The organism is Kitasatospora cinereorecta, from assembly GCF_024172095.1.
Taxonomy (GTDB): domain Bacteria; phylum Actinomycetota; class Actinomycetes; order Streptomycetales; family Streptomycetaceae; genus Kitasatospora; species Kitasatospora cinereorecta.
Genome location: NZ_JAMZDX010000005.1, coordinates 238,411 through 259,179, shown reverse-complemented (window position 1 = coordinate 259,179; position 20,769 = coordinate 238,411). Strand labels below are relative to the sequence as shown.

General features: G+C 75.0%; 15 protein-coding genes and 1 pseudogene. 8 read left to right on the top strand and 8 right to left on the bottom strand.

What is annotated here, in order from left to right; translation table 11 throughout:
* Positions 1–68: 68 nt before the first annotated feature.
* Positions 69–875, bottom strand: a complete 807-nt coding sequence (locus FHR36_RS26800; RefSeq protein WP_253801123.1) for a thioesterase family protein — start codon at positions 873–875, stop codon at positions 69–71.
* 206 nt (positions 876–1,081) lie between these two features.
* Here FHR36_RS26800 and FHR36_RS26795 point away from each other — a divergent pair, with 206 nt between their 5' ends.
* Positions 1,082–1,840 carry an SDR family NAD(P)-dependent oxidoreductase gene (locus FHR36_RS26795; RefSeq protein WP_253801121.1) on the top strand — a complete coding sequence of 253 codons (759 nt, stop codon included), beginning with the start codon at positions 1,082–1,084 and terminating at the stop codon, positions 1,838–1,840.
* A 14-nt stretch (positions 1,841–1,854) separates the two neighbouring features.
* On the opposite strand, the gene FHR36_RS26790 is transcribed toward FHR36_RS26795, so the two are convergent.
* Positions 1,855–2,193, bottom strand: coding sequence for a hypothetical protein (locus tag FHR36_RS26790; protein ID WP_253801119.1), 339 nt, complete (start codon positions 2,191–2,193; stop codon positions 1,855–1,857).
* Between the two features lie 64 nt (positions 2,194–2,257).
* Positions 2,258–2,830 carry a GNAT family N-acetyltransferase gene (locus tag FHR36_RS26785; protein WP_253801117.1) on the bottom strand — a complete coding sequence of 191 codons (573 nt, stop codon included), beginning with the start codon at positions 2,828–2,830 and terminating at the stop codon, positions 2,258–2,260.
* 255 nt (positions 2,831–3,085) lie between these two features.
* Here FHR36_RS26785 and FHR36_RS26780 point away from each other — a divergent pair, with 255 nt between their 5' ends.
* From FHR36_RS26780 to FHR36_RS26770, 3 genes are all read left to right on the top strand, one after another.
* Positions 3,086–4,801, top strand: coding sequence for a glycerol-3-phosphate dehydrogenase/oxidase (locus tag FHR36_RS26780; RefSeq protein WP_380231302.1), 1,716 nt, complete (start codon positions 3,086–3,088; stop codon positions 4,799–4,801).
* Between the two features lie 200 nt (positions 4,802–5,001).
* Positions 5,002–8,616: an NACHT domain-containing protein gene (locus tag FHR36_RS26775; RefSeq protein WP_253801115.1), complete on the top strand. Its 3,615-nt coding sequence runs from the start codon at positions 5,002–5,004 to the stop codon at positions 8,614–8,616.
* Positions 8,617–8,779: 163 nt separating this feature from the next.
* Positions 8,780–9,136, top strand: coding sequence for a VOC family protein (locus FHR36_RS26770; protein ID WP_253801113.1), 357 nt, complete (start codon positions 8,780–8,782; stop codon positions 9,134–9,136).
* 23 nt (positions 9,137–9,159) lie between these two features.
* Here FHR36_RS26770 and FHR36_RS26765 read toward each other — a convergent pair whose 3' ends face one another.
* Genes FHR36_RS26765 through FHR36_RS26755 form a run of 3 tightly spaced genes read right to left on the bottom strand, consistent with a single transcriptional unit; the run spans position 9,160 to position 11,514 of the window.
* The gene (locus tag FHR36_RS26765; RefSeq protein WP_253801111.1) at positions 9,160–10,065 is read right to left on the bottom strand and encodes a 5-oxoprolinase subunit C family protein; all 906 of its coding nucleotides are present in this window, start codon (positions 10,063–10,065) and stop codon (positions 9,160–9,162) included.
* Complete coding sequence (gene pxpB, locus FHR36_RS26760; protein ID WP_253801109.1) at positions 10,058–10,720, bottom strand: 5-oxoprolinase subunit PxpB; 663 nt, start codon at positions 10,718–10,720, stop codon at positions 10,058–10,060. Before pxpB ends, FHR36_RS26765 begins: the two co-directional genes overlap by 8 nt.
* Complete coding sequence (locus tag FHR36_RS26755; RefSeq protein ID WP_253801107.1) at positions 10,720–11,514, bottom strand: LamB/YcsF family protein; 795 nt, start codon at positions 11,512–11,514, stop codon at positions 10,720–10,722. Before FHR36_RS26755 ends, pxpB begins: the two co-directional genes overlap by 1 nt.
* Positions 11,515–11,750: 236 nt before the next feature.
* Between FHR36_RS26755 and FHR36_RS26750 the strand changes: the two are divergent.
* Positions 11,751–11,990, top strand: a pseudogene (locus FHR36_RS26750) (SAM-dependent methyltransferase); the annotation flags it as partial.
* Between the two features lie 11 nt (positions 11,991–12,001).
* Here FHR36_RS26750 and FHR36_RS26745 read toward each other — a convergent pair.
* Positions 12,002–12,730 (bottom strand): ferritin-like domain-containing protein, encoded by a 729-nt coding sequence (locus tag FHR36_RS26745; RefSeq protein ID WP_253801104.1) that lies wholly within the window; start codon positions 12,728–12,730, stop codon positions 12,002–12,004.
* A 126-nt stretch (positions 12,731–12,856) separates the two neighbouring features.
* On the bottom strand, positions 12,857–13,432 hold the full coding sequence (locus FHR36_RS26740; protein ID WP_253801102.1) for a hypothetical protein: 576 nt from the start codon (positions 13,430–13,432) through the stop codon (positions 12,857–12,859).
* Between the two features lie 161 nt (positions 13,433–13,593).
* On the opposite strand from FHR36_RS26740, the gene FHR36_RS26735 reads away from it, so the two are divergent.
* The 3 genes from FHR36_RS26735 to FHR36_RS26725 all read left to right on the top strand — a co-directional run bounded on the left by FHR36_RS26735 (position 13,594) and on the right by FHR36_RS26725 (position 20,745).
* Complete coding sequence (locus tag FHR36_RS26735) at positions 13,594–15,093, top strand: hypothetical protein (protein ID WP_253801100.1); 1,500 nt, start codon at positions 13,594–13,596, stop codon at positions 15,091–15,093.
* Between the two features lie 170 nt (positions 15,094–15,263).
* A complete protein-coding gene (locus FHR36_RS26730) occupies positions 15,264–16,142 on the top strand; it encodes a hypothetical protein (RefSeq protein ID WP_407660862.1) in 879 nt (292 codons plus the stop codon).
* 43 nt (positions 16,143–16,185) lie between these two features.
* Positions 16,186–20,745: a hypothetical protein gene (locus tag FHR36_RS26725; protein ID WP_253801098.1), complete on the top strand. Its 4,560-nt coding sequence runs from the start codon at positions 16,186–16,188 to the stop codon at positions 20,743–20,745.
* Positions 20,746–20,769: the final 24 nt, after the last annotated feature.

Sequence of the window (20,769 nt, the reverse complement as noted above, 5' to 3'; positions counted from 1 at the left end):
GGGCCCGCCCGCCGGTCCCGTGCGGCGGCGAGTCCACTCGGGTGGCTGCACCCGGCGACGTCCCTGCGCTAGCGAGAAGGCTGGGGCCGGACGGTGAGGATCTGTTCGGCGCGGCCGACCGGGCCGGTGAGGTCGTGGAGCACGGTGCTGGTGACGCCGAGGCCGTCCGGGCCGAAGCTGACGGTGGTGTCCAGGCCGGTCCACGGCCCCTGCGGGCGGCGGTGCAGATGGACGGTCAGGTCGACGTTCGGGTACATCCACGCGGTGGGCGGCTGCTGCACGGCGATGCCGTTGGCGGTGTCCACCAGGGCGAGGAAGGACGCCAGCGGGCTGCTCGGCTCGCCGGCGACCAGCTCGGCGCGGCTGCGGATCCAGGCACTGGCGCGACCGGGCCGGGCGGAGGCGGGCTGCCGCACCTCGATCGAGGAGATGTAGCCGCCGTCCCACAGCTCGTTCATCGCCCACGGCTCGACGTCCTCGGGCGCGGGCAGCCGCCCGTCGGGGGTGTCGGCGACCGCGGCGGTGTCGAGCGTCGCCAGCAGCCAGGCCCGGGCCCGCACCACCGGCCGGTCGGCGATCGTGACGACGGCCTCCAGCAGCTCGACGGTGCGGCCGGGCCGCAGCGTCTCGACCGTGATCTCGCACTCGTCGAGGGCGATCCGCCCAAGGATGTCGTAGCTGATCCGGGCCAGGGTCAGGCCGTGGTCGGGGCGGTCGGCGAGGTGGTGGTCGATCGCGTGGACGGTCAGTCCGGCCAGCGGGCTGAAGTGCTGCTCGTCGACGTTCCAGGCGCCCCCGGCCAGCGCCGTCGGCTTGTACCGGTGCTCGCCGACCCGCTGGTAGTAGCTGTCGGGCGAAGCGGTGGGGGTGGTCAAGGAACGCCTCTTCCGATGCCGGGGTGCGGGGCTGCGATCATGATCGTAGGCGCCCGAACGGTCGGCCGGAACGGTGATCCTCCCCACACCCCGCCGCCGCGGGGATCGCCCGATGCGGTGACGGCCGGGCGCGGTGGACCCGGACCGGCGGGCGGGGTGGGGCATCCTGGGCCGGGCACCTGACCTGCGGAACCGGGAGCGGCGGCATGGGCGGACGATTGGCGGGCAAGGCGGCGGTCATCACCGGCGCGGCCCGCGGGATCGGGCGGGCGACGGCGGAGCTGTTCGCGGCCGAGGGCGCGCGGCTGGTGCTGACCGACGTGGACGGCGCGGCGCTGGACGCTGCCCACCGCGCGCTGCCCGGGGCCGAGGTCCGCACCGTGGTCGGCGACGTCTCGGTGGCCGAGGATGCCGAGACGATGATCTCCGCCGCGGTCGACGCGTACGGGCGGATCGACGTCCTGGTGGCCAACGCGGGGGTGATCCCGCTGCAGAACGTCCTGGAGGCGACGCCCGAGGACTGGGACCGCGTGATGGCGGTGGACGGCCGCGGCATGTTCCTGACCTGCAAGTACGCGATCGAGTGGATGATCGGGTCGGGCGGCGGCTCGATCGTGTGCCTGTCGTCGATCTCGGGCCTGGCCGGGCAGGCGGACCAGGCGGTGTACGGGCCCGCCAAGTTCGTGGCCACCGGGCTGACCAAGCACCTGGCCGTGGAGTGGGCGGCCCGCGGCATCCGGGTCAACGCGGTGGCGCCGGGCACCATCCGCACCGACCGGGTGCGCGCGCTGGCCGACGAGCCGGGCGGACCGGAGTACCTGGAGGCGATCGTCGCCCAGCACCCGATGGCCCGGCTCGGCGAGCCGGAGGAGGTGGCCAGGGCCATCCTCTTCCTGGCCTCCGACGAGGCGTCGTTCATCACCGGCGCGGTGCTGCCGGTCGACGGCGGCTACCTGGCCCGCTGACGTCGGCCGCCCCGCTACTCGACCGTCCAGCCGATACCGCCGATCCCGGTGCTGTAGAAGGCGCAGTGCCCCGACGACTCGCCGACCTGGCCCGGCGGGACGGTCACCGAGTTGCCGGTGACGTCCGGCGCCCAGCCGCAGACGATGTTTGCGTGGAAGGTCACTGCCGCGCCGGTGTTGTTGGTGCAGTCCACCCCGCCGTAGAGCGGGTCGTTGTTGTGGATCCACGTCCGGCAGTCCAGGCCGCCCGCGCGGGTGGCGGCGGCCGGCCCGGGTACGGCACCGGCCGGGGCGGCCGGCGCGAGAGCGCACAGAGCGGTGGCGAGGGCCAGGGCGGGCAGGGAGAGCTTCAACGGTCCTCCTGGAGCAGGTGGCTGACTGGTCGACAGTTCCCTTCCCGCCAGGGTCGACCGTATGCTAACTCTTTCGGGTGGCGGTCCACTCGGCGCGGCTGACCGCGTACTCCACGTCGCCGTGCTCGGCCCCCTCGAGGTACTCCGGCCACTCCTCGAAGAAGGTGCGCACGTACCGCAGCCCGGCCTTCTCCATCACCCGCCGGGACGCCGCGTTGACCGCCATGGTGGTCGCCACCACCCGCTCCGCCCCGAGCTCGGCGAAGGCCGAGTCCACCAGCGCCCGTGCCCCCTCGCCGCCGTAGCCGAGACCCCAGCGGGCCGGGCGCAGCCGGTAGCCGAGCTCGATCCCGCCGGCCAGCCCGACGCTGTGGGCCGGCCGCAGCGCGAACCAGCCGGCGAACTCCCCGCCCGCCCGCTCCACGGCCGCCCAGCAGCCCAGCCCGGCCGGCAGCTCGCGGTACTCCGCCAGCAGGGCGGGCAGCGTCCGCTCCGCCACCACCTCGCGTGCCACCGGCCGCCCGTCGTCGATGTACCGCATCACCGCCGGGTCGCCGTGCAGCAGCGCGAGCGCGTCCAGGTCGGCCGGTGTGAAACGGCGCAGGGTCAGCCGCTCGGTCCTCAGGCGTACGTCCATCCGGCGAGCCCACCACGGGCCGCGGCCCGGCGGCAAACCGTTTCCGCCGGTGGCGGCGCGGGCTGCGGGCCGCCGGGCGCCGGCCGGGAGGAGCCACCCGTGCGGCGGTCGACAGCGGTCCAGCGGTTGCCGAGCACCCCCGCCGGGCAGTCGACTGAAGCTGTCCCGTGCCGAGGCCGAGGTGCCCGGCCCCGCATAGCCCTGGCCGCCCCCGTACCGAGGAATCCCGCGCCCGCCGAGCCAAGGAGTGGTCCCGTGAAGCCAGTCCCCCTCTCACCCCAGGCCCGCGAGGACGCCCTGGCCGCGCTCGGCTCCGGGCGGGAACTGGACGTCCTGGTCGTCGGCGGCGGCGTGGTCGGCGCCGGCTGTGCGCTGGACGCGGTCACCCGCGGCCTGAGCACCGGACTCGTGGAGAGCCGGGACTGGGCCAGCGGCACCTCCTCGCGCTCCAGCAAGCTGATCCACGGCGGCCTGCGCTACCTCGAGATGCTCGACTTCCGCCTGGTCAAGGAGGCCCTGCAGGAGCGCGCCCTGCTCATCCAGCGCCTGGCGCCGCACCTGGTCCGCCCGGTCAAGTTCCTCTACCCGCTCAAACACCGCGTCTGGGAACGCCCGTACGTCGGCGCCGGCGTCCTGCTCTACGACACCATGGGCGCCGCCTCGGGCACCTCGCGCGGCCTGCCGCACCACCGCCACCTGACCCGCCGCCGCGCCCTGCGCGAGGTCCCCGCCCTGCGCGCGGACTCGCTGGTCGGCGCCGTCCAGTACTACGACGCCCAGGTCGACGACGCCCGGCACACCATGACGATCGTGCGCACCGCGGCCGCGTACGGTGCCCTGGTCGCGAACCGGGCGAAGGTGGCCCGCTTCCTCCGCCAGGGCGAACGGGTCACCGGCGCGGTGGTGGTCGACCTGGAGACCGGACGCGAGTTCGCGGTCCACGCCAAGCAGGTGATCAACGCGACCGGCGTGTGGACCGACGACACCCAGGCACTCGCCGTCACCCGCGGGCAGTTCCACGTCCGGGCCTCCAAGGGCGTGCACATCCTGGTCCCGCGCGACCGGGTCAACTCGCAGTCCGGGCTGATCCTGCGCACCGAGAAGAGCGTCCTGTTCGTCATCCCGTGGGGCCGCCACTGGCTCATCGGCACCACCGACACCGACTGGGACCTCGACAAGAACCACCCCGCCGTCAGCTCCAGCGACATCGACTACCTGCTCGACCACGTCAACAGCGTGCTCTCCACGCCGCTCTCCCGGGACGACGTCGAGGGCGTCTACGCCGGCCTGCGCCCGCTGCTCGCCGGCGACGCCGCCGAGACCAGCAAGCTCTCCCGCGAACACCTGGTCGGCCACCCCGTCCCCGGTCTGGTGGTGATCGCCGGCGGCAAGTACACCACCTACCGGGTGATGGCCAAGGACGCGGTCGACGAGGCGGTCCGCACGCTCGACGGCGCCCGGCCCGGCCCCTCCGTCACCCACGACATCCCCCTGCTCGGCGCCGAGGGCTACCGGGCCCTGTGGAACCGGCGGCAGAGCCTCGCCGCCGAGTCCGGCCTGCACGTCGCCCGGATCGAACACTTCCTGCACCGGTACGGGTCCCTCATCGGCGAGGTGCTCGACCTGGTCAGGTCCGACCCCGCCCTCGGCGAGCCGCTGCCCGGCTCCGACGACTACCTGCTCGCCGAGGCCGTCTACGCCGTCACCCACGAAGGCGCCCGGCACCTCGACGACGTGCTCACCCGCCGCACCCGCTCCTCCATCGAATCCTGGGACCGCGGCGTGGCCGCCGCCGAAACCGTCGCCGGCCTGATGGCCGGCCCGCTCGGCTGGGACGACCAGCAGGTCCGCAACGAGATCGAGCACTACCGCAAGCGCGTCGAGGCCGAGTTGGAGGCGCAGCGCCAGCCCGACGACGCCACCGCCGATGCCGCCCGCCTCGGCGCCCCCGACATCGTCCCCCTGCACTGATCGCAGCCCCGTCGCCGCAGCCCTGTCGCCGCGGAGCTGACCCCCTGTGACGAGCCCCTGGTCGAGCTGACTCACCGTGACCGACCGCGCCCGGTGCGGCCGGACGCGCGCCGGGCAGCGGGTGACGGTGGTGTCGCCCGCGCGTAGCCTGGCTGGTGTGGGCGGTTGGAATCCACCGATGCCCGTGAGGGAAGACCACGATGAGTCAGGTCATCCGGCATCCTGAAGGACGGTACCGGCCCCCGAGCGAGTCTCGCCTGGTCCGCGGAAAGCGCTTCCGGTCCCGGTTGCGGGCCTACCGGCTCCGCACCTCGCGGATGTGGCGGGTCCGGCGGGAGGCAGGCCGCCGGGTCCCGCCCGCACAGCGCTGGCGCCTGCGCTGGACCCCCGCCACCTACCTGTGGACCTTCTCGGCCATCGGTGCGCTGCTGTTCCTCGGCTGGATCGGACTGGCGGTCGCGGTGGTCCTCGGCAGCGGCGGGGGCGTGGTCGACGGCGCCTGCGAGAACAAGGGATCGTCCTGCGGTGTGGTGATCAGCTTCGCCACGCCCTTCCTGGCGCTGGCGATGAGCACGGTGGTCTTCCTCGCCGTGCAGCACTGGAAGACGATCCGGCCGATCCGCCGGATCGCCCGGAGCAACCCCCGGGACCTGGTGCCCACCGCCGGGACGATCGTCGACGAGGTGGTCGGCCGCCAGGAGCTGTGCGCGGTGCTGGCCCAGGCACTGCGCGACCGGCGGCACCGCCGCCCGTACCTGATCGTCGGCGGGGTGGGCAGCGGGAAGACCTCCGTCCTGGTGCAGCTGACCCAGATGCTGGCCGAGAAGGGCGCCATGCCGGTCGCCGTCCACCTGCGCCGCGTCGACCTGGACGACGAGGAGCTGAACTTCAGCGAGCTGGCGAAGCGGCGCTTCTGCGACGAGGTCGACCCCGCCGTGATCTCCCGCGCCCAGGCCGAGCGGGTCTGGCGGCAGATCTGCATGGACGACAAGGCCGTGGTCATCGCCGACGGCCTCGAGGAGGCGTTCAGCGACGACGAGCAGCAGGCCGACCGGGACGGTGTCATCCGCCGGGCCATCCAGCGCGCCGACAAGCAGCGGCTCCCGCTGGTGATCGCCTCCCGGCCGCACACCGCACTGGAGGGCACCCCGGCCGCCGTCATCGACCTCGAACCGCTCAGCGAGGAGGCCGCCCTCGGCTACCTCGCCCGCAGCGACCCCGACGCCGACAACCGCAGGCTCGACTGGATCGTGGAGACCGCCGCCGTCGCCGAGTCCCCGCTCTACCTGCAGATCGCCCGCCAGCTGCGCCACCACCAGCTGCTCGAACACCTCGACGGTTCCCGCACCTGGGACCAGCTGGACACCCGCGGCGGCGACCGCTCCCGGATCCGGGTCAGCCTGCTGGACTCCTGGCGCCGCGCCCTGATCGGCGGCCACCTCCAGGCCCGCTTCGACATCGACTCCGACCAGCGGCGGCGCACCGTCGCGGTGATCTCCGCGCTGGCCTGCATCGGCCTGCTCCGGGACAGCCTGGAGGTCCGCTTCACCGAACTGATCGACTGGAAGGACGGCACACCGGGCGGCGACCCGGCCCCGCAGGTGGGCCGGCCCGCCGTCCTCGACGCCCTGCGGCAGCGCGTCGACGGGCTCCCGGCGGACGGCGAGGAGGCCTGCTGGCGCACCGCGCTCTCGCGCTACGCCGCGTACGGGGAGCAGCTGGGCCTGGTCGAGGCGCACAGCCACAAGGTCCGCTTCCCGCACAGCATCCTGCAGGCGTTCCTGGGCTCCGACTACCTCGACGCCGTGCAGCGCCGCTCCGACGGAGTACTGCGCGCGGCGCTGGCCGACCCGGGGCGGGAGCTGCTGATCGCGCTGATCATGCGCTCGCGGCGGCGGACCGGCGGCTCCCGGGCCGGCGACCGCCGCTCGGACGGCGCCGCGGCGGACAGCGTCGGGTCGGACGGTGCCGGGGCGGCCGATGTCGGGGCGGCCGATGTCGGGTCGGTCGGTGCCGGGTCGGTCGGCGTTGGGTCGGTCGACGTCGGGTTCAGGGGTGCCGGGTTCGTGGCCGTCCGGTCCGAGGGTCTCGGGCTCAGTGATCTCCGGGCCGAGACCGTCGGGATGCTGGTCGACGCCGCCGAGCTGCGGCGCGACGACAAGGCGCTCGACCTGTTCGCCGCCGCGCTGGAGATCGACTCCGGCCGGGCCGAGGACTCGGCCCACCCCCGCATCGCCGCCGCGATCCTGCGGCACTGGCCGGAGATCCGGGATGGCGACCAGCGCACCCTCGAGGACGCCAAGCTGCGGCTGGTCCACCGCTTCGGGGAGGCGGCGAGGCGGCTCGACGAGGCGTGCCGCAACGCGGAAGCCGAGCGGCGGGCCGCGCCCGGGTACGGGGAACTCATGCGGATCACCTGGATCGAGCCGGGCTACCCGGTCCGGCTGGCCATCGCCCAGGAGATCGGCGCCGGCGGCGACAACGCCTTCGACGCGCTGCGCGCGCTCTTCCCCTGGCCGCAGCGGAGGGACGGTCCGGAGGCCGAACGGTACGACCCGTGGGAGCAGTACAAGGAGGCGATGGCGGACCGGCAGTACGAGGAGAACTGCCGCCGCGAGCGCCGCCTGGGCACGCCGCTCGAACCGGTGGACCCCGTGGGCTCCGCCCCGGACGGGGAGCGCCACGGCGGGACCCGTGTCGAGATCTGGCGCGAGTTCGTCACCCGCGCCTGGCTGGTCCCGATGGTGGTCGGCTCGGTCGGCGAGGAACGGCGCGGCCAGGCCCGCGAACGCATGGAGCTCTGGCTCCGACACCTGCTGCCCAACCCCGGCACCGGCCGGGCCGACCTGCCGATCTCGCTGGAGATCGCCCTCGCCCAGGGCTTCAAGAGCGCCGCCAACCGCCGCCGGCGACACCCGGCCACCTCCGACGAGGCCCGCGAGTACCTGATCGAGCGCGCCGAGCACATGCTCACCCACGCCCGCTACTGGTACTCCCAGCTCACCCTGATCCATGCGCTGTGCCTGTGGGAGCTCCCCGACCGCACCGAGGACGAGCCGTTGGACGGTAACGACGGCCACCATCCGGACATCGACCCCCTCCGGGTGGTCGAGCGGTGGCTGACCATGGCCGGCAGCGCCCAGGCGCCCGGCGACCGCCCCCCGGAGGAGCTGCGCGCCGACGAGCAGCACACCGCCGGCGGGCGGCGCCTGCACCCCTTCGTGGCCGAGGGCGGCGACCTCGCGGCACTCGCCCTGGAGACCCGCCACCCCGAGCGGTACATCTGGATCGACGAGAAGGGCGCCACCGTCAACATCGGCTCCAGCCCCGCCGATCCCACCATCCACCGCAAGCACAACCTGTGGATCCCGCCCTCGGTGGGGTGGAGCACCCTCCACCCGCGGGCCCAGCAACTGCTCGCCGACGTGTTGCTGCTGCTCAACCTCACCGAGCGCGACGGGATGCGCGTCGACGACCGGCTGCAGCGCAGCAATCGCACCGTCCTGCCGCCCTGCCTCACCACCGACCGCAGCGTCCTCCACCCCGAGCGGACCGTCGGCATGCCGGGCCTGGCCGAACCCGGGTCCGCCTGCCTGCGCAACTGCCCGTTCGAGCTCTGCCCCTACCCCGCCAAGGGCGTCCGGCCCGGCACCGAACTGCGCGAACCGTTCTGCCGCCAGCAGCAGGCGTTGCTCGCCGGCCACCGGCTCAGGCGCAGGCGGGCCGGCTGGCACGGCATGACCGCCCGTGAACTCGCCGATTTCTGGGGCGACATGGCGGAACGCACCCGCACGCCGTCGGTGGACGGCAGCTGACCCCCATTGCCGAGACGGTGGCGGACATCTGCGATTGGTTCGGCCTCGGCGGTCGGAGGTCGGGCCACTACCGGGGGCTGCTGCGTGAGCGGGTGGGGGTGAAGAGTCGGCGGCGGTGAGCGCGTCCGGGGGCTGGTGGGCGGCGGGCTGGCAGGATGGGGGGATGGAACGTGTGCTGGGGATCGGTGGGTACTTCCTGCGGGCGGCGGATCCGGAGGGGCTGAGTGCCTGGTACCGCGACTGCCTGGGGCTGGACGCGGACGGGGTCGGGGTGTGGCGGCAGGAGCCGGGGCCGACGGTGTTCGCGACGTTCGAGTCGGGCACCGACTACTTCGGGTCGCGCGGACAGCAGACGATGCTCAACTTCCGGGTGCGCGACGTCGACGCGATGCTCGCCCAACTGCGGGCCAAGGGCGCCGTCGTGGCCGAGGAGACGCAGGAGATGGAGGGCGTCGGACGGTTCGGCTGGGTCACCGACCCGGAGGGCAATCGGATCGAGCTGTGGCAACCGGCGGAGTGACGGTCTGACGGCCCGACCGCAGGTCAGAGAGCGGCCGGGCGGAGGGGCACGAAGCGGACCGGGGTGCCGGGGCGGGCCTGGGCGGCGGCGGGGAGGTCGGCGGGTGGGACGGTGCCGATGACGGGGTAGCCGCCGGTGGTCGGGTGGTCGGCGAGGAAGATGACGGGCAGGCCGTCCGGGGGGACCTGGACGGAGCCCAGGACCATGCCCTCGCTGGGGAGTTCGCGGGAGCCGGCGCTGGAGCGGGTGAGGGCGGGGCCCTCGGTGCGTACGGCGATGCGGTTGCTCGCGGCGGCGACCCGGAAGGTCGCGCGGCCGAGGAGCGGGGCGTCGGCGAACCAGTGCGCGTGCGGTCCGGGGCGCAGCCGGAGGACGAGTTCGGCGGGGACGGCGGGCAGCGGGACGAGTTCGGCGCGCGGTCCGGTCGGGGGCGGGCCGACGGGCAGCAGATCGCCCTCGGCGAGGACGGCGGGCCCGAGCCCGGAGAGCAGGTCGGCGGAGCGGCTGCCGAGGACGGCGGGGACGGCCACGCCGCCCGCGACCGCCAGGTAGCTGCGGACGCCGTGCACGGCGGGGCCGACCTCGACGACCGCGCCAGCCGGGAGGCGGACGGCCGCGCCCCAGGCGGCGGCCCGCCCGTCGACGCGGACGGCGCACGGGGCGCCGGTGACCGCGACCGTCACAGCGCCGCCCTCGGCGCGTACGGTGACGCCGCCGAGCGTGGTCTCCAGGGCGGCGGCGCCGTCGGGGTTGCCGACCAGGCGGTTGGCGGCGCGCAGGGCGGGTTCGTCGAGGGCGCCGGCGCGCGGGACGCCGAGGTGGGCGACGCCGCGCCGGCCGAGATCCTGGACGGTGGTGAGCGGGCCGGGCCGCAGGACGAGTAGGCCGAGCAGGTCGGGCCGGGCCGGTTCGGCGGGCGGTTCAGCCATTGGTCACCGCCGTGAAGCGGACCCGGACGCCCGGCGCGAGCAGGGCCGCAGGGTCGCGGGCGGTGTCCCAGAGCACGGCGGAGGTCCGGCCGAGTAGGTGCCAGCCGCCGGGGGAGGAGCGGGGGTAGACGCCGGTGAACGGTCCGGCGAGGGCGACCGATCCGGTGGGTACGGCGGTGCGCGGGGTGGCGTGGCGGGGGAGGTGGTAGCGCTCGGGGAGCCCGGTCAGGTAGCCGAAGCCGGGGGCGAACCCGCAGAAGGCGACCCGGTATTCGGGCGCGGTGTGGATGCGTACCGCCGCCTCGGGCGACACGTCCCAGCGGGCGGCCACGTCGGCGAGGTCGGCGCCGTCGTAGACGGTCGGGATCTCGACCGACGGTCCTTCGGCCGGCGGGAGTTCGGGGATCGTCCAGCCGCGCAGGGTGCGGGCGAGTGCCGTCCGGTCGGCGACGCCGTCGAGCAGGACGGTCCGGGCAGCGGGGACGATCTCCGTGATCGCGGGCAGCTCGTCGCGCCGCGCCAGCAGGGTCGCGTACAGCGCCGCCACCTCCTCCACCGTCCCGAGTTCGACGAGGACGGCGTCCTCACCGACCGCGCGAAGGGTCGGGCCGGCCCCACGGCCGGGCCGCCGTCCCGCGTCCGCCGCGGCGGCCATCAGGTGAACGCCTCCACCCGGACGCCGGCCGAGGCCAGCGCGCCGCGCACCCGCCAGGCGAGTTGGGCGGCGCCGGGGGTGTCGCCGTGCACGCACAGGGAGCGGGCCTCGATTCCGATCTGTTCGCCGCTCGCCGCGGTGACGGTGCCGTCCCGGGCGATGCCGACCGCGCGGGCGATCACCTGTTCGGGGTCGTGCACCACCGCGTCCGGTTCACGGCGCGGCACCAGCGTGCCCGCCCGGGTGTACGCGCGGTCGGCGAACGCCTCGGCCACCACGGGCAGCCCGACGCCCTCCGCGACGGCCAGCAGCCGCGACCCCGGCAGGCCGAGCAGCGGCAGCGGACCGTCGCACACCGCACCCGCCCGCAGTACGCCGGAGACCACGGCCTCGGCCTGCTCGTTGTCCTGCACCACCCGGTTGTACAGCGCGCCGTGCGGTTTGACGTACGACACCCGCGAACCGGCCGCCCGGGCGAACACCTGCAGCGCGCCGATCTGGTACGCGATCTCGTCGGCCAGCTCCTCCGGCGGCACGTCCATCGCCCGGCGGCCGAAGCCCGCCAGGTCGCGGTACGACACCTGGGCGCCGATCCGCACCCCGCGTTCGGCGGCCAGCGCGCAGACCCGGCGCATCGTCGACGGGTCGCCGGCATGGAAGCCGCAGGCGACGTTGGCGCTGGTGACGACCGAGAGCAGTGCCTCGTCGTCGGTCAACGTCCAGCGTCCGAACCCCTCGCCGAGGTCCGCATTGAGATCGATCACCGCGCCGGCCACGCCTGCTCCGCCTTCCACGTGTTCCTGGGGTGATCGTAGGGCCTGAGTGTTACGGCGCCGCAGCTGTCCACCGGGCGGGACCGGTCCAGGGACCCCGGGGCCCGCCGAGATCACGCGGTCGGCCCACCCGAGCACCCCGTCGGCGCCGCTACCGGGGGCATGCCGGCGGGCCGTCAGCCACGGTCGGCCCCGTGGGCACACGGGCTACCACGATGGACGATCACGGGATGGAGCGGACGTTCGAGGAACGGGTGGCGGAGGCGGAGGCCGCCGGGTTGGAGGTGGTGGACCTGCGCGCGGAGTCGCTGCGCACCGAGTTCCGGGACATCGGCGCGGTGGTCCACTTCCTGCGGAAGGTGATCCGGATGGTGCCGGGATTCACCGTCGAGCAGTACCGGGACCGGCTGCGGGAGCTGCACGAGCGGATCGAGCGGGACGGCCCGTTCCTCGCGCACACCACCCGGTTCCTGATCGAGGCCCGCAAGCCGGCGTGAGGCGGAGTGAGTCAGGCCGTTCCGGGGGCGAGGGCCGCGGTGCCGTGCGGGGCGAGGATGGCGGTGACGACCGGGCCCGCCGAACGCACCACCTCCAGCGCGAAGCGGGTGCGCGGCATCCGCAGGGCGTGCAGCGCCGGTCCGTGGTCGACGGCGACGAAGACGGCGGCGGCGAGCAGCAGCAGGCGCCACGCGAACATCACGGCGGGCCGGGCGGCGGCCGGGAGTTCGGCGACGGAGGCGCGGAGCCGGTCGCAGTGGAAGGGGATGTGCCGCCGCTCGTCGGCCAGGATCCGTCCGGCGACCTCGCGGGCCAGCGGGCTGCCGGCGCCGTCGCGGACCGTCCGGTAGTAGGGGACGGCGACCAGTTCGGCGATCATCAGCACCATCAGTTCGAGCCGCAGGCCGAACAGGCGGCGCACCCGGACGAAGATCCGGTCGCTCCAGTGCGAGTCGAGGGTCGGCCGGCCGTCGGCGGCGAGGAGTCGGGCGAGCAGGCGGGCGTGGTTCTGCTCCTCGGCCACGAACAGCCGGACGGCGGCCGTGTAGGAGGGGTCGCCGGCCAGCTCGGCCTTGCCGATCAGGTTGGCGCCGTCGCCGTTCTCGCCGACCTGGAACTTCTGCAGGCTGCGCCAGACGGTGTCGGGGAGGGTGACGCCGGTGTCCCAGTCGGGGTCGCCGCGGCGTCCGCGGCGGGTGGCTTCGTCGGTGAAATGGTCCACCCAGGCGGTGAAGGGCATGGTGGTCTCCCGGTCGATGGCGGGGCGTGGGACGTGAGCGGGGCGTGGGGCGTGAGCGGGGCGTGGGACGCGAGCGGCGCGAGGTACGGGCGGGGCGCGCGGTGCGGGCAGGGAGCGCGGCCGGGCTCAGTGCGCGGGGCGCGGGGTGGTGAAGCCGTTGGGTGCGTCGACGGCCTGTGACCACTCGAGGGAGCGGACCAGCCGGTGGACGATCAGCAGGGGCACGACACCGATCACGCCGAACGACATGTCGACGAATCGCCAGTAGAGCGGGATGCCGCGCAGCGGCCCGCAGATCAGGGCCATCGGGATGATCCCGGCGCAGGCGATCATCGCCCAGCGGATCACCCAGATGTTGCGGACGGGGTCCTTGAGCGGTCCCCAGAAGGCGGCGGCGATGGCGAGGTGGGCGAAGGCGAGCCAGTCGGTGCCGTACGCCAGGAAGGGGTAGCGGACGCCGGCGTCGGCGATGCCGTCCCTGACCCGGGCCGCCTGGGCGGCGAGGGCGGGGAAGTGTTCGCCGAGGGCGCTGCCCTGGACGGCGTCCGCGAGCCAGCGGGTCTCGGCCTGGAGCGGGAAGGCGGTGAGGCCGCTGAGCACCAGGCAGACGATGAAGAGCCAGAGCCAGCGTCTGATGAGCCGGTGGGTCCGGTCGGTCCGGTGGGTCCGGTCGGTCCGGTGGGTCCGGTCGGTTCGAGACATGGCAGATCCCCCTGTCGCCGTACGGTCCGGGACCGCCCCCGACCTGCGATGCCCCGACTCTAGACGCAATTTTGAACGCGTTCAACGTCAGGGTGTGCCGGGGAGTGAAGGGATGTATCGGACTTTTCGGACCTGTCAGTGCGAAGCCCTAATCTTGTCCGGTGACCGCCATCGCAGATCAGCCCACCCGGCCCGCGCCCGGCCCGGCCGCGGACGAGGGCCTCGCCCGCCGGCTCAAGGCGCTGGCCTGCACCGCGCCGCTGCACGACCTGGACAGCCGCAAGGTCAACCTGGCCGGCGAGTACAGCTCGTACACCATGGCCGAGATCGGCCTGGCCGCGATCGACCTGGTCACCCTCAACATGGACTTCGACACCGGGGCCGACCGGGACATAGTGCTCGGCCGCCTGCAGCCCCGGATCGCCGCGCAGAACCCCGAGCGGGCCACCGCCGAGCACGTCCGGGTCGCCCGCTGGGTGCTCGAGTCGCTGATCAACGTCGGCAGCGTCGACCGCGGCTTCCGCGCCGTCTACGGCACCTTCGGGCCGGACGGCGCGTACACCCGGCGCGACTACGACTTCAAGCTCATCGAGGAGGTGCCGGGCCCCGACGGCGGCGTCTACCTGCGCACCACCGACGAGGCGGTCAACGTCCTGGTCGGTGCGCTCGACACCGACGTCACCTCCGCCCAGATCGCCGCCGAGGTGAAGCTGGAGGTGCTGATCCGCCGCGGCCGGCTCGCCGACGCCCAGCTCGCCGCCGAGCAGGCCCGCTACCGCACCGTCCAGTACGCCGAGACCCTGCGCCGCGCCCTGGAGGCAACCCGGCGCAACGTCCGCGCGGTCGACTGGATGGAGACCGTGCCCGACCTGATCGACGAGGCGCTCGACCACATCGCCGACCGGTACCGGCACGAGAACGCCATCCTCACCAACATCCGCAAGGCCCGCGACGAGAGCCTCGACCCCGAGCACAAGCGGCGCGCCGCCGAACTCGTCGACATCGTCAAGGACTGCATCCGCCGCCACACCCAGCTGCAGACCCGCCTCCTCGAGGCCGGCCCGCTGTTCCGCGCCGAGCAGGACCGGCAGGCCTTCGCCACCCCCACCGCCGGCAGCGGCATCGACCTGTACGGGCAGCTGCTGGCGCCGCTGCTCGCCCTGCCGGTCGCCGACGCCACCCGGCCCACCGACGCGTTCTTCGCCCGCGGCACCGGACTGCGCACCCCCGTCTCCGTCCGGGTCGCCGACCTGGTCGAGCTGCTGCTCACCCCGCCGGTCGAGCGCGAGCACCTCGGTGCCGAGCTGCCCGAACCCGACCTGGTGGCCACCCCGGACGACAGCCGGTTCTCCGAGGCCCAGCTCGAAGCCGCACTGGACCTGCTCGACCTGCCCTCCGACGCACCGCGACGGCTCTCCGGCCTGCTCGCCGACGCGCGCCGGCAGGACCCGGACCTGCCGTACCTGGTCGCGCTGCTCGCCGTCCACGCGGCGAGCCCGCCGGTCGGGACGGCGTACCGGCAGGGCGAGGAGCGGCTGCTGTTCGCCGTCGACGACGGCGCCCGGCTGGACGACCCGGAGTTCGGCGGGGCCGACCTGATCGTGGGCAGCGCGCTGCTGGACGCGGTCGGGATGGCGGCGGACCGGAAGGAGGCGAGTTAGATGCGCGTGCCTGGTGGCCGCCCGCGGTGCGGCGTCCCTCGGCGGGCGGACCTTGCGGCTGTGGTGTTCCCCTTCGCGCAGTTCCCCGCGCCCCTGGTGGTTCGCCCCACGGTGCAGAGGCCCACGCCGCTGATGACGACTGATTCCGCAATGGACAAGGAGCTCCACCCGTGACTGTCACCACCGATACGGCGTGGGCCCCCGAGCCGGAGCCGGTGCCGGCGGCGACGACGCTGACACCGGCGGACGTGGCGGATGCCGCCCGGCTGGTGTCGTTCGGGCTGCAGGCGAAGCTGCTGCCGGCCCGGGACGCCGAGTACGGCGAGCTGATCCGCCGCTACCGGGACGACCCGCCGTTCGCGCGGCTCGCCGACGCGGTGGCCACCGGCATGGGCCTGGTGGTGCTGGAGGTGTCGCCGCGGGCCGGGATGGCGGTGGCGGCGGCGGAGGACTCGGTGTTCGCGGTGCGGATGGGCGACTACTCGCGTCGGGCGGCGTCCGAGTCGACCGACCGGTTCCTGCACGGGCTGGCGCACCTGGCGGTGGCGGCCCTGGCCTTCCCGCGCCCGGAGGACCTGGCCGACGACGGCTACCTGGGCCGGGTCACCGTCAACGGGGTGGACGCGTTCGTCCGCCAGGCGTGCCGGCGGCTGGAGGAGCGGGCCGAGGCGGAGGGTGCCAACACCGACCCGGCCAGCGACGCGCCCGGCCTGGAGGCGGCGTGGCGGGTGTGGGCGCGGCGCAGCGCCACGGGTGCGACCAAGGACGCCCGCCGGCTGTCCGGGTCGACCATCGGCATCGTGTCGAAGGCGGTGAGCTTCCTGGTCGACTCCGGGTTCCTGCAGAAGACGTCGGACGACGCCGGCGGCACGTACCGCACCACGGCCCGGTACCAGCTGCAGGTGCGCGACCTGGCCGGCAGCGCGGCGATGGGCGAGCTGCTGGACTTGGGCGTCGTCCCGGTCACCGACGGCACGGCGACGCTGCTGCCGGCCGACCACAGCGAGGAGCTGGTGGCGGACGCCGGTCTGCCGTTCCACGCGCTCTGATCACCCCTGTCCCTCACCACGTCCCAACGGAGAACCGCCGCACATGTACGAGCTCAACCGGGTCCGCCTCTACTCGATCGGTCCGGCCGGCGCGCGCTACGCCGACACGGTGCTCGATCTGCGCGGTGTCGGCGAGCCGGTGGCCGAGCCGCAGCCGCAGCAGATCGGCCTGTTCGGCGAGGAGCCGGAGGGGCCGCAGCGCCGTCCCGCGCCGGCCGGTGTGCTGTTCCTGGAGAACGGCGGCGGCAAGTCGGTGCTGCTGAAGCTGATCTTCTCGGTGATGCTGCCCGGCCACCGCAACACCCTCGGCGGGGCGTCCTCCGGTGTGCTGCGCAAGTTCCTGCTGGCGGACGACTGCGGGCACGTGGCGCTGGAGTGGCAGCACACCGTCACCGGCGAGCTGATCGTGGTGGGCAAGGTCAGCGAGTGGCGCGGGCGCCAGGTGAGTTCGGACCCGCGGAAGTTCGCCGAGCTGTGGTACTCGTTCCGGCCGGGACCGGGGCTGACCCTGGACTCGCTGCCGGTCGCCGAGCGGGTGAGCCTGGGCGGCGAGCAGAAGGCCCGCGGCCGGCGCCGCACCATGAAGGGCTTCCGCGACTCGCTGACCGAGGCGGCCAAGGCGTACCCGTACCTCGACGTGACGTTCGAGGAGATCCACGACCGCTGGAACGAGCACCTGGGCGAGCTCGGGCTCGACCCGGAACTCTTCCGCTACCAGCGCGAGATGAACGCGGACGAGGGCGAGGCGGCGGGCCTGTTCGCGGTGAAGAACGACTCGGACTTCACCGACCTGCTGCTGCGCGCCGTCACCGACACCCGGGACACCGACGGCCTGGCCGACCTGGTGCACGGCTTCGCCGCCAAGCTGGGCCGCCGCTCCGAGCTGACCGCCGAGCGCGAGTTCACCGCCGGCTCGGTCGACCTGCTGCAGCGGATCGTGGACGCCACCGCGGCCCGGGAGACCGTCCGGGAGACCCACCGCTCCGCCGAGCGCCGCACCCGACGGCTCGCCCACACGCTCACCGCCCGGGCCGGTGCCGAACGGGACCGGGTGCACGACCTGGCGATCGAGGTGGCGGCCGCGGCGGGCGCGGTCACCGCCGCCGAGTCCGACCGCACCCGGCACTCGCTGATCGTCTCCGAACTGACCTACCGGCACGCCACCCTGGGCCTGGCCGCGGCCACCAGCGAGGCCGCCGCGCTGCGTCGCGAACTCACCGAGGCGCGCACCCTGCACTCCGCGTGGCAGGCCGCCGAGGCGGTGCTGCGCCACCGCGCCGCCGCCGACCGGGCGGCCCGGGTCGCCGCGGCGATCCGCGAGGCCGAGCTGGACGCCGCCCCCGCGCTGGCCGCCCGCGCCCAGGCCGCCGGCGCGCTGGCCCGCGCCCTGGAGGCGGCCGCCCTCGCCGCCGAGACCCGGGCCGACCAGGAGGAGCTGCGCGCCGCCGAGCTGCAGGAGGACGGCTCCGCCGCGCAGTCCGAGGCGACCGCCGCCGCCACCGCCGCGCAGAAGGCCCGCAGCGAGGCCGAGCACCTGCGCCAGCGCCTGGCCGAGGTCGAGCAGGAGACCGCCGCCGCCGTCGAGGCCGGCTGGATCGACGGGTCCGCGGAGGAGCCCGACCCGGCCCGGGCCGCGCTGTACGCCGCCGACGCCGAGAAGGCCGCCACCGCCGCCCTGGAGACCGCCCGCGCCGCCGCCGAGCAGGCCGCCGCCCGGGTCCGCGAGACGTCCGCGCTGGAGACCAAGGCCGAGCTGGCCGCCGCCCGCGCCACCGACTCCCGGGCCGCCGCCGAGCGCGCCCTGGCCGCCGAGCAGCGCACCGCCGCCACGCTGGCCGCCGAGCCGCGCCTCGCCGGGCTGCTCTCGCTGACCCCGCACCAGGAGGGCGCCGAGGAGCAGGAGGGCTTCCTGACGCCGCGGCTGCTCGACTCGGTCGCCGAGGACCTGCGCGAGCAGCTCGACCACACCATCGCCACCGCCGAGCGCACCCTGTTCGACCTGCGCACGGCCGCCGCCGACGACTCCCGGATCCTCGCCGCGCTCGGCGACGGCGGCCTGCTGCCGCCCGGCCCGGACGTGCTGGCGACCGTGGAGTTCCTCGGCGAGCACGGCATCCCGGCGCTGCCCGGCTGGCGCTACCTCGCCCAGTCCGTCGACCCGGCCGACCACGACGCGATCCTCGCCGCCCGGCCCGAACTGGTCGACGGCGTCGTGGTCACCGACCCGGACAGCCTCGACCGCGCCCGCGAGGCGCTGGACAGCGCCGCCCTGCTGCCCCGGTCGACCGTCGCGGTCGGGACGGCCGCCGCGCTGATCGCCCCGATCGAGGGCACCCCGGCCTTCTTCCTGGTGCCGCCGAACCCGGCCATGCACAACGAGACCGCCGCCGACGACGAGCGCCGCGAACTGCGGGCCCGCGCCACCGCCCGCGAGGAGCACATCCGCGAGCTGGCCGCCCGGCTCGGCGGCGACCGGGCGCTGGCCGCCCGGCTCGCCTCCTGGCACGCCAGCTGCCCGCCCGGCACCCTGGGCGACCTGGCCGAGGCCGCGTACGCCGCCGGGGAGCAGGCCGAGGCCGCCGCCGCGCAGCTGGCCACCCTGCGGGCCGACCACGCCGAGGCCGAGGCGGACCACGCCACCGCCGCCGCCCGCCACGAGGAGTGCCGGGAGGGCGCCCAGCGGGCCCGCCGACGCGCCGACGCGCTGGCCGGACTGGCGTTCCGCCTGCGCGAGCGCGCCACCTGGACCCGCCGCCAGCGCGAACTGGCCGAGGACGCCGCCGAGTGCGACCGCCGCCAGGCCGTCTGCGCCGAGCGCGCCCGCACCTGCGACGAGGACCGCCGCGCCGCCCAGCGGGCCGCCGACGACGCCCGCCGCACCGGCCGCGCGCTGCGCGCCGAGCGGGCCGAACTCTCCGGAGCGGACACCGCCGAGCCGGCCGAGGCCGAGGCCGGCGCCCCGACCTCCTCGCTGCCCGCGCTGCGCGAGGCGTACCGGGCCGCCGCCCAGCTGTACGAGAAGGTCGGCGTCGGCGCCGACCTGCGCGCCGAGCAGGCCCGCGCCGAGGGCGAGGAGGCCGCCGCCGCGACCGACCTGGAGCGGCTCAGCAACAAGGTCCGCAACCGGGCCGAGGAGCTGCTGGCCAGTCCGGACGGCGCCGACGGCCCGGCCCGCCAGGCCGCCGCCACCCGCGCCGAGGAACTGGTCGCCACCATCGAAGCCCGCTCCGCCACCGCCAGTGAGCAGCTCGGCCGGCTCCGCGGTGAGGCCGAGCGCTCCGCCCCCGCCGGCGGCGAGTGGCACACCGAGCTGCCCGAGGAGCTGGTCCCCAGCGACCCCGAGCACGCCCAGACCCTGCTGCGGGCCGCCACCGCGCTGCTCGCCGAGCACCGCGAGCGGGTCGACGTCACCCGCGGCGACCACGCCGATCTGCAGCGCACCCTGGAGCAGGCGCAGTCCGCCGCCGCCGACTTCGAGGAACTGGCCGGGCAGCTGCGCGACAGCCTGCGCGAACACGCCGAGGAGCCCGAGCAGCCCGCCGAGCCGTACCTGGGCGGCCTGGCCGAGGCCCGCGCCGCGGCCGCCGAGACCCGGCGGGCGATGCGCAGCGCCGCCACCGAGCTGACCGGCGCCGAGCTGGCCGTCCGGGACGCCTCGGACGCCCTGGTCCGGCACGCCAACGCGGCCCGCTACGAGGCCGTCCGCACCCCGGCCCGGCAGCAGATCCGCGAACTGCCCGCCGCCGCCCTGCCCGACCACGCCGCCGCCTGGGCCGCCGCCTTCGCGCCCCGGCTGCGGGTGCTCACCGACGAACTGGCCCAGCTGGAGCGCAACCGCAGCTCGATCGTCGACCGGCTGCGCGGCCTGGTCGAGTCGGCGCTGGCCACCCTGCGCGCGGCCCAGCGGCTCTCCCGGCTCCCCGAGGGCCTCGGCGAGTGGTCCGGCCAGGAGTTCCTGCGGATCCGCTTCGAGGACCCGGACCACGCGCTGCTGGTCGAACGCCTCGGCGAGGTGATCGACGAGGCCACCCGGGCCGCCGTCCGGAAGAACTCCGACCTGCGCCGGGACGGCATGTCGCTGCTGCTGCGCGGCGTCGCGGCCGCGATCGGGCCCAAGGGCGTCTCGGTGGAGATCCTCAAGCCGGACGCGGTGCTGCGCGCCGAGCGGGTCAGCGTCGGCCAGATGTCGGACGTGTTCTCCGGCGGCCAGCTGCTCACCGCGGCGATCGCGCTCTACTGCACCATGGCCGCGCTGCGCGCCAACGACCGCGGCCAGTCGCAGCTGCGGCACGCCGGCACGCTGTTCCTGGACAATCCGATCGGCCGCGCCAACGCCACCTACCTGCTGGAACTCCAGCGGGCGGTCGCGGACGCGCTCGGCGTCCAGCTGATCTACACCACCGGCCTGTTCGACACCACGGCGCTCGCCGAGTTCCCGCTGGTGATCCGGCTGCGCAACGACGCCGACCTGCGGGCCGGGCTCAAGTACATCTCGGTGGAGGAGCACCTGCGTCCCGGCCTGCCCGCCCCGCAGGACCCGGACGGGCCGACCATCCACGGCGAGATCACCGCGACCCGGATGTTCAAGCGCCCCGCCGAGTAGGCCCGTCGGGCTCGTCGGACGGAC